Origin of the sequence: Streptomyces luteogriseus, from assembly GCF_014205055.1 — a bacterium.
Classification (GTDB): domain Bacteria; phylum Actinomycetota; class Actinomycetes; order Streptomycetales; family Streptomycetaceae; genus Streptomyces; species Streptomyces luteogriseus.
Genome location: NZ_JACHMS010000001.1, coordinates 2,203,940 through 2,217,391 on the forward strand (window position 1 = coordinate 2,203,940; position 13,452 = coordinate 2,217,391).

At 71.2% G+C, this 13,452-nt stretch carries 10 protein-coding genes; all 10 read left to right on the top strand.

The features are described 5' to 3' along the window. Nucleotides 1-62: 62 nt before the first annotated feature. From BJ965_RS09630 to BJ965_RS09675, 10 genes are read left to right on the top strand one after another with little or no spacing between them, the layout of a single operon-like run. Nucleotides 63-6,245 carry a type I polyketide synthase gene (locus BJ965_RS09630; RefSeq protein WP_246545874.1) on the top strand — a complete coding sequence of 2,061 codons (6,183 nt, stop codon included), beginning with the start codon at nucleotides 63-65 and terminating at the stop codon, nucleotides 6,243-6,245. Next, entirely contained in the window at nucleotides 6,242-7,192 is a 951-nt protein-coding gene (locus BJ965_RS09635; protein WP_184908289.1) for a ketoacyl-ACP synthase III family protein, read from the top strand. The genes BJ965_RS09630 and BJ965_RS09635 overlap by 4 nt, the downstream gene beginning before the upstream one ends. A gap of 26 nt (nucleotides 7,193-7,218) precedes the next feature. Then, nucleotides 7,219-8,217, top strand: a complete 999-nt coding sequence (locus BJ965_RS09640; protein WP_184908290.1) for a ketoacyl-ACP synthase III family protein — start codon at nucleotides 7,219-7,221, stop codon at nucleotides 8,215-8,217. Next, nucleotides 8,214-9,485, top strand: a complete 1,272-nt coding sequence (locus BJ965_RS09645; protein ID WP_184908291.1) for a diaminopimelate decarboxylase — start codon at nucleotides 8,214-8,216, stop codon at nucleotides 9,483-9,485. Before BJ965_RS09640 ends, BJ965_RS09645 begins: the two co-directional genes overlap by 4 nt. Before the next feature lie 49 nt (nucleotides 9,486-9,534). Beyond that, nucleotides 9,535-9,792, top strand: coding sequence for an acyl carrier protein (locus BJ965_RS09650; RefSeq protein ID WP_184908292.1), 258 nt, complete (start codon nucleotides 9,535-9,537; stop codon nucleotides 9,790-9,792). A gap of 2 nt (nucleotides 9,793-9,794) precedes the next feature. Beyond that, complete coding sequence (locus tag BJ965_RS09655; RefSeq protein WP_184917001.1) at nucleotides 9,795-10,637, top strand: hypothetical protein; 843 nt, start codon at nucleotides 9,795-9,797, stop codon at nucleotides 10,635-10,637. Nucleotides 10,638-10,647: 10 nt separating this feature from the next. Then, on the top strand, nucleotides 10,648-11,121 hold the full coding sequence (locus tag BJ965_RS09660) for a holo-ACP synthase (protein ID WP_184908293.1): 474 nt from the start codon (nucleotides 10,648-10,650) through the stop codon (nucleotides 11,119-11,121). A 9-nt stretch (nucleotides 11,122-11,130) separates the two neighbouring features. Continuing rightward, nucleotides 11,131-11,574 (top strand): 3-aminobutyryl-CoA ammonia lyase, encoded by a 444-nt coding sequence (locus BJ965_RS09665; protein ID WP_184908294.1) that lies wholly within the window; start codon nucleotides 11,131-11,133, stop codon nucleotides 11,572-11,574. A 10-nt stretch (nucleotides 11,575-11,584) separates the two neighbouring features. Then, complete coding sequence (locus BJ965_RS09670) at nucleotides 11,585-12,841, top strand: MFS transporter (protein WP_184908295.1); 1,257 nt, start codon at nucleotides 11,585-11,587, stop codon at nucleotides 12,839-12,841. Next, nucleotides 12,838-13,308, top strand: a complete 471-nt coding sequence (locus BJ965_RS09675) for an ester cyclase (RefSeq protein ID WP_184908296.1) — start codon at nucleotides 12,838-12,840, stop codon at nucleotides 13,306-13,308. The genes BJ965_RS09670 and BJ965_RS09675 overlap by 4 nt, the downstream gene beginning before the upstream one ends. Nucleotides 13,309-13,452 lie beyond the last annotated feature (144 nt).

Below are 13,452 nucleotides of genomic sequence, written 5' to 3' on the forward strand. Positions count from 1 at the left end.
CGCCCCGGTCCTCGCGCCCACGACGTCCGGACCCGACCGTGCCTAGCGAAGAGAAGCTGAGGATGCCCGACCAGAACATGTCCGACGAGAACGTGTCCACCGAAGCGCAGCTGTTGCGGTACCTCAAGCGCACGACCGCCGAACTCGACCGCGTCGAGGCCCGTTTGCGGCAGGCGAGGGAACGGGACACCGAGCCCCTGGCGATCGTCGGCATGAGCTGCCGGTTCCCCGGCGGTGTGACCACCCCCGACGAGCTGTGGCGGCTGGTGGACGAGGGCCGCGACGCGATCACCGGGTTCCCGACCGACCGGGGCTGGGACCTGGATGACCTGTACGACCCGGACCCGGAGAGCATTGGCAAGAGTTACGTCCGCGAGGGCGGCTTCCTGCACGACGCCGCCGACTTCGACGCCAACTTCTTCGGCATCTCCCCGCGCGAGGCCGTCACCGTCGACCCACAGCAGCGTCTTCTGCTGGAAACCACGTGGGAGGCGTTCGAGAACGCCGGGGTCATCCCGGAGACTCTGCGCGGCAGCGACACCGGCGTCTTCGTCGGCATCATGTTCGACGAATACGGCCTCCGCTTCCTCAAGACGCCGGTCGAGGGCTTCGACGGCTACCTCGGCGTGGGCAGCGCGGGAAGCGTCGCCTCGGGCCGCATCTCGTACTCCTTCGGTTTCGACGGCCCAGCCGTGACCGTCAACACGGCCTGCTCCTCCTCGCTGGTGGCCCTGCACATGGCGGGCCAGTCACTGCGGCGCGGTGAGTGCGGCCTGGCGGTCGTGAGCGGTGTGATGCTGATGGCCACGCCCTTCTCCTTCACGGAGTTCAGCCGGCAGCGGGGCCTGGCGCCCGACGGGAGGGCCAAGTCCTATGCCGCCGCCGCCGACGGCACCTCGTGGGCCGAGGGCGTGGGTTCCTTGATCGTGGAGCGACTGTCCGACGCCCGCCGCCGAGGTCACCGTGTTCTGGCCGTGATCCGCGGCTCGGCGGTCAACCAGGACGGCGCGAGCAACGGGCTGACCGCTCCGCACGGCCCTTCGCAGGAGAAACTGATCCGGGAGGCGTTGGCCGCCGCCGGGCTCAAGCCGAGCGACGTGGACGCGGTGGAAGGACACGGCACCGGCACCAAGCTCGGTGACCCCATCGAGGCCAACGCACTGCTGGCCACCTACGGTCAGGGGCGCGACGGACGACCGCTGTGGCTGGGGTCGCTGAAGTCCAACGTGGGCCACACCCAGTCCGCCGCGGGAATCGGCGGCATCATCAAGATGATCAAGGCCATGGAGCACGGCCGACTGCCCAAGACCCTGCACGTGGACGCGCCGAGCCCGCACGTGGACTGGTCGGCAGGCGATGTCCGGCTGCTCACCGAGCCGGTCGAGTGGCCCGCCTCCGGCCGGACGCGCCGGGCGGGTATCTCGAGCTTCGGCATCAGCGGCACCAACGCTCACGTCATCCTCGAGGAGCCCGCCCCCGCCGACACCGCCGGAGCAGCGCCCGAGGCAATGGTGCGACCGGAGCCGCCGGAGGGTTTCGTCCTGCCCTGGATACTCTCCGGACGGAGCGCGGAGGCACTGCGCGCCCAGGCGGGGAAGCTGCTGGCGACCCTGACCGGGGAGCATCCCCTCGACGTCGCCTACTCCCTGGCCACCTCACGCGCCGCCATGGAGCACCGCGCCGTCCTCACCGCGGGCGACCAGGACACCCTGGTCTCCGCCCTGCAGGCGGTCGCCGACGGCTCTACCACCGCGCACGCCGTCCGCGGCCAGGCCCGGGCGGCAGGCAAGACCGCGTTCCTCTTCACCGGCCAGGGCAGCCAGCGACTGGGCATGGGCCGTGACCTGTACGCCACTTACCCCGCGTTCGCCGCCGCCCTGGACGCCGTGTGCGACGCGCTCGACGAGCACCTCGCCCGACCGCTGCGCCAGGTCGTCTTCGCCGACCACGACTCCGGTGGTCTGCTCGACCGGACCGAGTACACCCAGCCGGCCCTGTTCGCTCTGGAAGTGGCGCTCTTCCGGCTGCTCGAAGACTGGGGTGTGCGGCCGGACTTCGTCACCGGCCACTCCATCGGGGAGATCGCCGCCGCGCATGTCGCCGGGGTGCTCTCGCTGCCCGACGCGGCCAAGCTCGTCGCGGCCCGCGGGCGGCTCATGCAGGGCCTGCCCGGGGGCGGCGCGATGGTCGCCGTACAGGCCACCGAGGAGGAAGCCCTCGCCGCTCTCGCCGGCGTCGAGGACCGCGCGTCGATCGCCGCGCTCAACGGCCCCGGCTCGCTCGTCCTCTCCGGTGACGAGGACGTCGTCACCGCCGTCGCCGCGCGTTTCGAGCAGGAGGGACGCAAGACCAAGCGGCTCACGGTCAGCCACGCGTTCCATTCGCCGCACATGGACGGCATGCTGGACGACTTCGCCGCCGTGGTGGAGGGCCTGACGTTCGCGGCTCCCGTCATCCCCGTGGTCTCGGACGTCACCGGAGAGGTGGCCGGTGCGGACACCCTGGGCCGGGCCGAATACTGGGTGCGGCACGTGCGCGAGGCCGTACGGTTCACCGACGCGGTCGCCACGCTGCGGGAGGACAAGGTCGGGACGTTCGTCGAGCTCGGCCCGGACGGGACCCTCTCGGCCATGACCCGGCAGTGCCTCGGCGACGAACACGACGCCCTGGTCGTGCCGTTGCTGCGCCGGGACCGCCCCGAACCCCACTCCCTCACCACGGCCATCGCCGAGCTGCACGTCCGCGGCGTCTCCGCGGACTGGGAGGCGTTCTTCGCGGGCCTCGGGGCACGCCGTGTCGACCTGCCCACCTATGCCTTCCAGCGGCAGCGGTACTGGCTCGACGAGCCGGACGCTCCCGGCGACGTCTCCTCGGTCGGCCTCACCCCGGCCGACCACCCGCTGCTCGGTGCCGTCACCTCCCTGGCCGCCGGGGACACCGCGGTCTTCACCGGCCGTCTCTCCCGCCCGACCCACCCGTGGCTCGCCGACCACGTCGTCTTCGACACGACACTGGTGCCCGGTACCGCACTGCTGGAGATGGCGAACCTGGCCGGTGCCCACACCGGGTACGAGACGGTGGAGGAGCTGACGCTCCAGGCGCCGATGGTCCTGCCGGAGGAGGGCGGCATCCGGGTCCAGCTGATCGTCGGCCCTCCGGAGCCGGACGGCCGCCGTCCGGTGACCCTGCACTCCCGGGCCGACGACGAGGCCGGGGACGACGAAGCGGTGTGGACGCTGCACGCGGCCGGCCGGCTCACCCGCGCCGCGCAGGCCGCGCCGGAGACCGGCGTCGCCGAGTGGCCGCCACGGGACGCCGTCGAGGTGGACCTCGACGGCCTCTACGACCGGCTGGCCGACTCCGGCTTCGCCTACGGACCCGCCTTCCAGGCCCTGACCGCGGTGTGGCGGCGGGGAGAGGAGCTGTTCGCGCAGGTCGACCTGCCCGAGGAGCCCGCGGCGGAGGCGGCGCTGTTCGGGCTGCACCCGGCCCTGCTGGACGCGGCCCTGCACGCCCTGGCGTGGGAGGAGCTGCGTGCGGGCATCCCCTCCGGCCGGCTGCCCTTCTCCTGGAACGGCGTGCGGCTGCACGCGCTCGAAGCCTCCTCGCTGCGTGTCCGCTACACCCGCCAGGACGCCGACACGGTCACACTCACGGCCGCGGATCCCGAGGGCAACCCGGTCGTCACCGTCGAGGGGTTCGTCTCCCGTGCCGCGTCGGGCGAGCAACTCGGCGCCGCCCGCGCGACCGCGCCCGACGGGCTCCACCACGTGGACTGGACGGAGCTCCCGTCGGCTTCCCGCACCGTCCCGGCACGCACGGCACGGTACTTCGACACCCCGTCGGCCGTGCTGGAGGCGCTGAAGGGTGACGGCGGCATGGCCCAGGACACCGTCGTGCAGTGTGCCGGAACCTCCGGTTCGGACCTCGCGGGCGCTCTGCGGGAGACCACCGGCCAGGTGCTGGAACTGCTGCGGGCCTGGCTGACCGGGGGGCCTGAGGCTCCGTCCCGGCTGGTGCTCGTCACCCGCCGGGCCGTCGCGGCGCAACCCGGCGAGGACGTTCTCGACCTGGCCGCGGCCCCGGTGTGGGGTCTGGTCCGGTCGGCCCAGTCGGAGGCGCCCGAGCGTATCGTCCTCGTCGACATCGACGGTGACGGCGACATCGGCGAACAGCTCCGAGGCGCGGCCCTGGAGGCGGCGCTGACCTCGGGTGAGCCTCAACTCGCCGTGCGCGGCGGTTCGTTGGTCATTCCCCGCCTGGTCAGGTCCACCGGCCCGGTGTACGTCGAGCCGGATCCGGCCGCCTGGCAGGGCACCGTTCTGATCACGGGCGGCACCGGCGAACTGGGGGCGCTGCTCGCCCGGCATCTGGTGACCGAGCACGGCGCCCGCCGGCTGCTGCTCACCAGCCGCTCGGGGCCCTCCGCGCCCGGAGCCGCCGAACTCGGAGCGGAACTGCGCCGGCTGGGTGCGGACGTCACCCTCGCGGCGTGCGACGTCAGCGACCGTGAGGCGCTGGCCGTGCTCCTCGGCACCATCCCGGCCGAGCATCCGCTGTCCGCGGTGGTCCACACCGCGGGCGTCCTCGACGACGGGGTCGTCACCTCGCTGACACCCGAGCGGCTGGACACAGTGCTGCGGCCCAAGGCGGACGCGGCCCTGCACCTGCACGAACTCACCGAGGGCGCCGGCCTGAAGGCGTTCGTGCTGTTCTCCTCGGTCGCCGGGACGCTGGGCAGCCCGGGACAGGGAAGCTACGCGGCAGGCAACACCTTCCTCGACGCCCTGGCCCAGCACCGCGCCGCCCGGGGGCTGCCCGCCACCGCGCTCGCGTGGGGCATGTGGCAGCCCAGCGGCGGCATGGCCGGCACGCTCGGGGCCGCCGACCTCAAGAGGATGGAGCGCTACGGGGTCCTGGCCATCTCCCCCGACCAGGGCACGGCCCTGTTCGACGCCGCGTGCTCGAGCGGACGGCCCGTCCTGGTGCCGGTGCGGCTGGACCGCAAGGCCCTGCGCGACTCGGCACAGCCGCTGCCGCCCCTGCTGCGGGGCCTGGTGCGCGGCACGGCACGGCGCTCCGCGTCCGCCGCACCCGCCACGGGCGTCACGGCAGGTCCGACCCTGCACGACCGGCTGGCCGGGCTGGCGGGTGCGGAGCGGTCGAAGGCCGTCACCGAGGCGGTGTCGGCCGCCGTCGCCGGAGTGCTCGGCCACGACAGCGCCGACGCCGTCGACCCCGAGACCTCCTTCAGGGACCTGGGATTCGATTCGCTGACCTCGCTGGAGCTGCGCAACGCGGTGAACCGGGCCACTGGTCTGCGGCTCCCCGCCACCGCGGTCTTCGACCATCCGACGCCGGCCCAGCTGGCCGTCTTCGTGGACGGTCAGCTCGGAGCCGTCACGGCCGGGGCACCGGCTACGGGACATGACGGCGGGGAGACCCTGGTCGGTCTCTTCCGCGACGCCCATGAACGGCATCGACTCGGGGAGGCGGTGGATCTGCTCGTCACGGCGTCGAGGCTGCGGCCGCCCCTCGACGGGAGCGCGACGCCGGCCGCCTTCCCGAAGGCGGCCGGGCCGGAGGACGGACCCGTGGTGGTCTGCTTCCCCTCCATGATCGCGATCTCCGGGCCGCAGGAGTACGCCACCTTCACCTCCGCTCTGCCTGGCCGTGCGGTGTCGGTCCCGCCGCTTCCCGGATTCGCTCCCGGCGAGGGGCTGCCCGCGTCGCTCGCGGCCCTGGCCGACGCGCAGGCGCAGGCCGCCCTGGATCTCGCCGGAGACCGAGGGCTGGTGCTCCTCGGCAGGTCCACCGGTGGCTGGATCGCCCACGCCGTGGCGCGGCGGCTGGTGGAGCGGGGCGCGGCGCCCCGGGCAGTGGTGCTGATCGACACTCTCGCCTGCCCGTTGGACCTGGACGACCTCTCCATGGTGGCCGACCAGATGCTCGCCCCGGAGAGCAGCGTCTGGATGGACGACCACCGGCTGATCGCGATGGGCGGCTACCTGCGTGCCTTCGACGGCTGGGCGCCGGAGAGCACCGGGGTGCCCACCCTGCTGGTGCGGGCCCAGAAGCGTTCCGGAACGCACGACCGGCCGCGCTGGCCGCTGGCGGACACGGTCGTCGACGTACCCGGTGACCACTTCACGATGCTGGGCGAGCACGCGGCGACGACGGCTCGTGCGGTGGACGACTGGCTCCGGACGGCCCTCCCTGCGGACCGGGAGGGGGGTGACGTATGACGCCCCTGCTGACCCTGGAGAGGATCGAGTCCGCCATGCCCGACCGCACGGTCGTGGTGGAGGCGATGGCCCGGCCTCTCGGTCTGAGCCGGGCGAAGGTCGCGCTGTTCCGCAGGGTGCACGGGCTGCACACCTTGCGGCTCGACGAGGAAGTTCCCCTGGTGGACATGGTGGTGTCGGCGGCCCGGGACATCGTGGCCGGGCTCGCCGAGCCGCACCGGGTGCGGTACGTGATCCATGCCCGGGCCATCCACCAGGTGGCACCGCCGGCGACCGACATCGCCCGGCAGGTGCGGGACCGGCTCGGGCTGGGTCACGCCGAGGCCTTCTCGCTGACCCAGCAGAACTGCGCCACCGGGCTCGGCGCCCTTGCCGTCGCCGGCGCGCTGCTGCGCGGCGGCGACCCCCGCGACCGGGCGCTGGTGGTGACGGGTGAGAAGTCCTTCTCCCCGCTGGTCCGGCTGGTTCCGAACACGGCGATCATGGGGGAGGCCGCGGCGGCCTGCCTGGTCGCCGCGGACGGCACCGGCCACCCCGTCCTGTCTCACGTCAGCCGTACCCTCGGCGAGTTCTCGGACCTCGTCTCCCTGCCCGCGGAAGAGCTGGCCCGGTTCGGGAAGGTGTACGCCCCGACGCTCGCGGAGGTGGTCCGCCGGGCCGTCGACGAGGCCTCGCTCTCGCTGTCCGACGTCGATCTGATCATCCCGCACAACGTCAACCTGATGGCGTGGCGGCAGACCATCGCGGAGCTGGACGTGCCGTCCGAGCGGGTCTTCCTGGACAACGTCGCTCGCTACAGCCACTGCTTCGCCTCGGACGTCTTCGTCAACTACACGACGCTGCGCGAGGAGGGCCGACTGACGGAGGGCCGGCACTACGTGATGGCCTCGGTTGGCGCGGGCGCCACCTTCCACGCCGCGGTCCTGACCTACCGAGGGCCGCGATGACCAAGAACGGAGGGGGGAGTTCGGCAGTGAACACGGGAGTCACGACCCTCGAGGCGATGGCGTCGTACGCGCCCGATCGCAGGGTGCCGATCGAGGACCTGGTGGACCGGCTGGGGCTGCGCCGTACCAAGCTCCGGCTCTTCCAGCGGGTGCACGGGCTCAAGGAGATCCGCTTCGACCCAAAGCTGAGCCTTTTCGACGTCGTGCTGCCGGCGGCCCGCCGCGTGGTCGCCGATGAGAGCACCGCGAGCCGGGTCCGACACGTGCTGTACGCCCACACCACGCAGGCGGTGGCACCGGCTCACCTCGATCCCGCGCGGGAGATCAGGGACCGGCTCGGGCTGCACCGGGCCGAGGCCTTCGGACTGAGCCATCAGAACTGTGCGAGCGGGATGGCCGCCGTCGACGTGGCCGGCGAGCTCTTGCGGGCGGAGGGGAGGCCAGGTGACTGTGCCCTGGTCGTGACCGGGGAGCAGGCGTTCTCCCCCAAGATCCAGCTCATCGAGGACGTGGCCATCATGGGCGACGCCGCGGCGGCCTGTCTCGTCACGCTGGACGGAGCGGGCGACGCGGTGCGGTCCTACGTCACCAGCACGATGGGCGAGTTCGCGGCCGCGATGCTGCTGGACGAGGAGAGGTCGCTGCGCTTCTCGAAGGTGTACGCGCCGGAACTCGCGAAGGTCATGCGGCGTGCCGTCGTCGCGGCGGGGCTGGAGTTCGCGGACATCGACCTGGTCGTTCCGCACAACGTCAACCTCCAGTCGTGGCGTCAGACGATCAACGAGCTGGGCATACCGCGTGCGCAGGTGTTCCTGGAGAACGTGGAGCGCTTCAGCCACTGTTTCGCCTCGGACGTCTTCCTCAACCACACGACGTTGCGTGAGGCGGGGCGACTGGTTCCTGGGCGGCACTACCTGTTCGCGACTGTGGGCCTGGGTGCCACCTTCGCGGCCATGGTCATCACTCACGGGGCGTCCGTCACTCCAGCGGGGACGGAGCGGAAAGCGGGGAGGGAAGCGGCATGACCGCCACCGAATTCCATGTGCAGGGACTGCCGGTGTCGGCGTTGGCCGACGAGTTCGGCACGCCGCTGTACGTGTACGACGCGGACGTCCTGCGCCGGACCTACGACGAACTGCGCGGTCTGACGCACCCCGCGGTCGACATCTACCTGTCACTCAAGGCCAACCCCAACATCAGTGTCTGCGGCTACCTCGGCGGCCTCGGCGCGGGTGCCGAGGTGTCGTCGCTGGTGGAGCTCGAGACGGCGCGGCGGGCCGGTATCGCGCCGGCGGACACGATCTTCCTCGGTCCCGGCAAGACCCGCGCGGAGCTGGAGGCATGCCTCGCCGCGGGGCTGCGCGCCATCGTGTGCGAGTCGCTGGAGGAACTGGCGGAGTTGGACGACATGGCCGTGGCGGCCGGCCGCGCCGACGTGCCGGTCATGCTGCGTGTCAATCCGGACTTCCACACCAAGGGGTCGGGGCTCGCGATGGGCGGTAAACCACGCCAGTTCGGCATCGACGTGGCCCTGCTGCGCGGTGCCGGCAGGCTGCTGAAGGGGCTGCGGCGCACCCGGGTCACCGGTTTCCACGCCTATATGGGAACGCGTTTCCTTCGCCACGAGGATTTGGTCCACAACACTCGGGAGATTCTGTCCGTTGCCTCTTCCCTCGCCGACGAGACCGGAATCGAACTGGGTATCGTAGATTTCGGCGGAGGTTTTGGGATACCGTACTTCGACAATGAACCGGACCTGAATATTCCGGAACTCGCGGCGGGCATCGAGGCGACGGTCACCCCATTCCTGGAGGACCACCCGGACTGCCGGTTGATCAACGAGCTCGGCCGCTATCTCACCGCCGGGTGCGGTACCTATGTGACCAGGGCCCGCTACGTCAAGGAATCCATGGGCGAGCGGTTCGTGGTGGCCGACGGCGGGACCAACCACCACATGGCCGCCGTAGGGGTGGGGAGCTTCGTCAAGCGGAATTTCCCTATTCGTTCGCTGACCCGCTACCACGAGGATCCCACCGGCGAGTACACGGTCACCGGCCCCCTCTGCACACCCAACGACGTCATCGGCAAGCGGGTCGCGCTCCCCGAGGTGCGTCCCGGGGACCTCATCGGGGTGGAGCGCTCCGGAGCGTACGGGCCGTCGGCGTCGCCGGGGCTCTTCCTCAGCCACGGGTTCCCGGCCGAGGTCATGGTCCACCAGGGCACCGCCCATCTGGTGCGCCGCCGGGACGTCGTGGACGACCTGCTGGGCAAGCAGCACCTCATCGCTTTCTGACGTTTCCGCTCCCCCGGATATTGGCTTTTCGACAAGAGGATGGAACCCCATGGAGAACACGGCTGTCGTCGAGTCGGTCGAGACCGCGCTCACCGAGGTGCTCGAACGCGAGGTGAGCGGGCTCACCACTGATGTGCGGCTCTTCGAGGACCTGCACCTGGACTCGACCTCGGTGATGGAGATGCTCATGTCCCTGGAGGACAGCATGAACGTCGCCATCGACCCCGAGACCTTGGACATGGACGACTTCATGACCGTGGGTACGCTCACCGCCTACCTTCAGCGGTTGCTCGGTGAGGGGAAGTGACGATGCCGGTCCTGCGCTCGGCCGCCGCGATCGCCGACCCGCCCCGCCGGCCGTACCACGACGATCCGTCCATCGTCGGCTTCTTCCGTGACCTGGTGGAGCCGTTCGGTTCCACCGTCGACGAGCAGCGCCTGCGCGAGGGGGCCAACGTGTCCCACCGCGACCTCGTGGACCAGCTGGTCACGGCGGTGGGAATCGACGGCCCCGCGGACCTGGTGGTCGTCACCCATGCGCTGCCCGACGTGCACCCGTTCACCGCGGTCGCGTCGCACCTGAACATGCTGCTCGGTGGTGCGGCGCAGAGCTTCTGCGTGTCCGAGCAGGGCCTCGCCGCCCCGTTCACCGCACTGCGGATCATCGCCGCCTACCAGCGTGCCGGCCGGGCGCGACGGGCCGTCCTCGCCGTCCTGGAGCAGACCACCCTGCCGACCGCTCATCCGCTCGTGGACACCCGGGACCTGACCGACTCCGGCGCCCTGCTCGTGCTCGGCGACGCAGGCGGGCCGGACGGGGAGGGCGGGCCGGCCCTCTCCGGCGTCGAGTCGTTCGCGTCACCGGAGGACACCGCCGCCCGGTTGAGCGAGCTGGCCGCCGCCGACCCGGCGGGGACGCTGCTGGTGCTCGGCCCGGGCGTCCAGGAGGACGCCGTGGACGCGGCCGGGGCTCGGATCAGCCGCACCGGGGAGACCAGTTACTGCACGAGTGTGTGGCTGGAACTGGCCCGTCACTGGCAGGACTGGTGCCGGGACACCGCCACGGTGGTCCTCGGCGACGTCGATCCACTGACGAAGGAGGGGCAGCTGGCCGTGTTCCGCTCGCCCTCGGCTCCCGGCGGGGCCGGGTAGGACGGCCGGGATGCGCATCGGGATCGATGTCCTCGGCCTGGGCGAACTGGACCGACTCCAGGCTCGCCCGTGGTTCCGCCGGTACACCTACGCCACCGACGAGCTGGCCCTCGCCGACGGTTTCGGCCGGGAGCGGGCGCGGGAGTTCCTCGCCGGCCGGTTCGCCGCGAAGGAGGCGGTGCTCAAGGTGCTCGGCACGGGGTGCCGCGGCGGGCTGCTGCCCCGGCACATCTGCGTCACCCGCGGGGCGCGGTCAGGGCCCCTGGTGCGGCTGACGGGGGCGGCACAGCGCAGGGCGGCGGAGATCGGGCTGTCGGACCTGACGGTGTCCATCGCGCACAAGGGGGAGTACGTGGTCGCCGTGGCCTTGGGCCACGGCGACCACGAGACGGCGTCACGAACCGGTGACGCCGGAGCGACCGCACGGACGGTCCTGGAAGAAATCGCCTTGCGCGAGTCGGTGCGCGGCGGACGGTCGGAGTGAGGTCGAAGCATGTCTGAAACAGTTACCGCGACGCTTCGCGCGCGAATGACTCAAAAGGACGCCCATTACGGCGGAAATCTTGTCGACGGCGCCCGGATACTTCAATTGTTCGGCGACGTTGTGACAGAGATCACCGTCCGAATGGACGGGGACGAGGGTCTGCTCAGTGGCTACAGTGAGATCGAATTCAAGACGCCCGTGTATGTCGGTGATTACATCGAGGTGAGCGGACTTCTGGTGGGCAGGAGTAGACTCCGGCGCGTCGTGGAATTCACGGCACGTAAATACATTGCCGCCCGGTACGAGCAAGGGGCCACCCGAGCCGAACTGCTCGGTGAACCCGTGGTCGTCTGCCGGGCGGTGGGCACCGCCGTGATTCCCCGCGACGCCGCGCGGCGTCCGTCCGCCGGCGCCGTGGGGACGGCGAACGCCGACGAGTCCCGAGCAGAGTGAGAAAGGTGTCATGTCCTTATCCGCAAACACGTCCCCGCAGCCCAGCCGGGTGCTGCTCGTAGCCGTAGCCAGTGCTTTCCTGGTGGGCCTGGATTCGATGATCACCGTTCCGCTTGTACCGGCCATCGCCGAGGACACCGGGACAGCAGCCCGGCTGGGTGGTCTCTTCGTCAGCGCCTACGCCCTGTTGTTCGCGCTCGCGGCCCCCCTGTGCGGCGCCATGTCGGACCGGCTGGGCCGTCGCACGGTCCTCACGAGCGGCCTCGTCGTCTTCGCCCTCGGCAACGCCCTGACGGGCGCCACCTCCCACTTCACCCTGCTGCTCGGCTGCCGCGCCCTGGCCGGTCTGGGCGCTGCGATGATCATGCCCAGTGTCTACGCGATGATCGCGGACACCTTCCCCTTCGAGCGTCGGGGCAAGGTCATGGGCATCGTGGTGGCAGGTCTGCTCAGCTCCACCGTCATCGGAGTGCCGCTCGGTTCCTACCTCGCCCATCTGGCGGGCTGGCGCGTCGCGTTCTTCGCCGTCGGCGGGGTGGCCGTCCTGGTGTGCGCGCTGGTGCTCTCGATGATCCCCGCGACGGTGCCGCCGGCGGCGCAACAGCACAGCACGAAGAGCCCCGTGGCCGTCTATCTCGGCATGGTCGGCCGCGCCGTGACGACGCCCGCCGTGCTCTGTGTGCTCGGCTGCACCCTGCTGTGGGCCTTCGCCCTGTACGGCATGTTCTCCAACATCGGTGTCTTCTACGCCGAGCGTTTCGGCTTCAACGAGGCGCAGACCGGTCTCGCCATCATGGGATCGGGCGCCGGCAGCATGGCCGGTGCGCTGCTGGGCGGCCGTATCGCGGACAAACTGGGCAAGCGCACCGTGATCGTCGCGGCCGCTCTGGTCGCGGCCGCCGGAGTGACCTCCGTGGCCCTCATCGGCGACCACCTGGTCCCCGTTCTCGTCGTCTTCGTCATCTGGGGTACGGCGGTCGGCGTCGGCCAGCCTTCCCTCAACGCCCTGGTGAGCGAGCTGCGGCCGGAGACGCGCGGCACCGCACTCGCACTCAACAGCTCCGCCCAGTACGGCGGAATGACGCTGGCGACCACCATCGCCGCCCTCCTTCTGGACAACGGCGTCTCCTTCGGTGTGATCGGCGCGATCTGCGGTGCCTGCGCGCTCGCCGTGCTGCCCCTGCTCATCGGCGTCCGGGTGGCCGGCAAGGCCGATGCCTCCAGCGCGGTCGCGGCGCCCACGCCGGAAACCGGGGCGAAGGCATGACCGACACCCGCCTCGCGCCGACCGATCACGGCAAGGCGCTCTTCGAGCGCTTCGTCGACCTGTGGAACGGAGAGGTGGACTTCGCCGACACACCGGAGTTCATCGCCGACGACTTCACCGTGCACAGCGCCGAACTGGCCCGCTACCTCGGCTTTCCCGACTCCAGACAGATCACCACCCGCGACGGCCTGCTCGACTGGGTCACCGCAGTCCGCACGCTCCTGCACGACGTGCGCTTCACCACGTGTCCCGGACCCCTCGCGGAGGGCGACCTCGTCGCCGGCGGATACACCGTGACCGGCACCTACGCCGGTGGCGCCCCCACCGCCACCGTCGCCCCGGGAACAGCCGTCAGCTACTCCGGTATGTCCATCGTCCGTCTCGAGAACGACAAGATCGCCGAGTACTGGGTGCTGTCCGACGCCCTCGGACTGCTGTCCCAGCTGGGCGCCGTGCCCGGCCCCTGACCTCACGGACGCACCCGAGGAGAGGGTCGGGAACGGCCCGCGCCGATTCGTCGTGCCGTGGCCGGGCACCGGTTCCGGCACGACGGTGCCGGGACCGGTGCCCGGGCGATCGAGCCATTCGACATGGCGACGGGGGAGTCGTCG

What these genes read in the sequence shown, in the direction of transcription:
- BJ965_RS09670 (WP_184908295.1), top strand. Translation starts at nt 11,585, where the DNA reads ATGTCCTTATCCGCAAACACGTCCCCGCAGCCCAGCCGGGTGCTGCTC.
- BJ965_RS09630 (WP_246545874.1), top strand. Translation starts at nt 63, where the DNA reads ATGCCCGACCAGAACATGTCCGACGAGAACGTGTCCACCGAAGCGCAG.
- BJ965_RS09645 (WP_184908291.1), top strand. Translation starts at nt 8,214, where the DNA reads ATGACCGCCACCGAATTCCATGTGCAGGGACTGCCGGTGTCGGCGTTG.
- BJ965_RS09675 (WP_184908296.1), top strand. Translation starts at nt 12,838, where the DNA reads ATGACCGACACCCGCCTCGCGCCGACCGATCACGGCAAGGCGCTCTTC.
- BJ965_RS09635 (WP_184908289.1), top strand. Translation starts at nt 6,242, where the DNA reads ATGACGCCCCTGCTGACCCTGGAGAGGATCGAGTCCGCCATGCCCGAC.
- BJ965_RS09655 (WP_184917001.1), top strand. Translation starts at nt 9,795, where the DNA reads ATGCCGGTCCTGCGCTCGGCCGCCGCGATCGCCGACCCGCCCCGCCGG.
- BJ965_RS09665 (WP_184908294.1), top strand. Translation starts at nt 11,131, where the DNA reads ATGTCTGAAACAGTTACCGCGACGCTTCGCGCGCGAATGACTCAAAAG.
- BJ965_RS09650 (WP_184908292.1), top strand. Translation starts at nt 9,535, where the DNA reads ATGGAGAACACGGCTGTCGTCGAGTCGGTCGAGACCGCGCTCACCGAG.
- BJ965_RS09660 (WP_184908293.1), top strand. Translation starts at nt 10,648, where the DNA reads ATGCGCATCGGGATCGATGTCCTCGGCCTGGGCGAACTGGACCGACTC.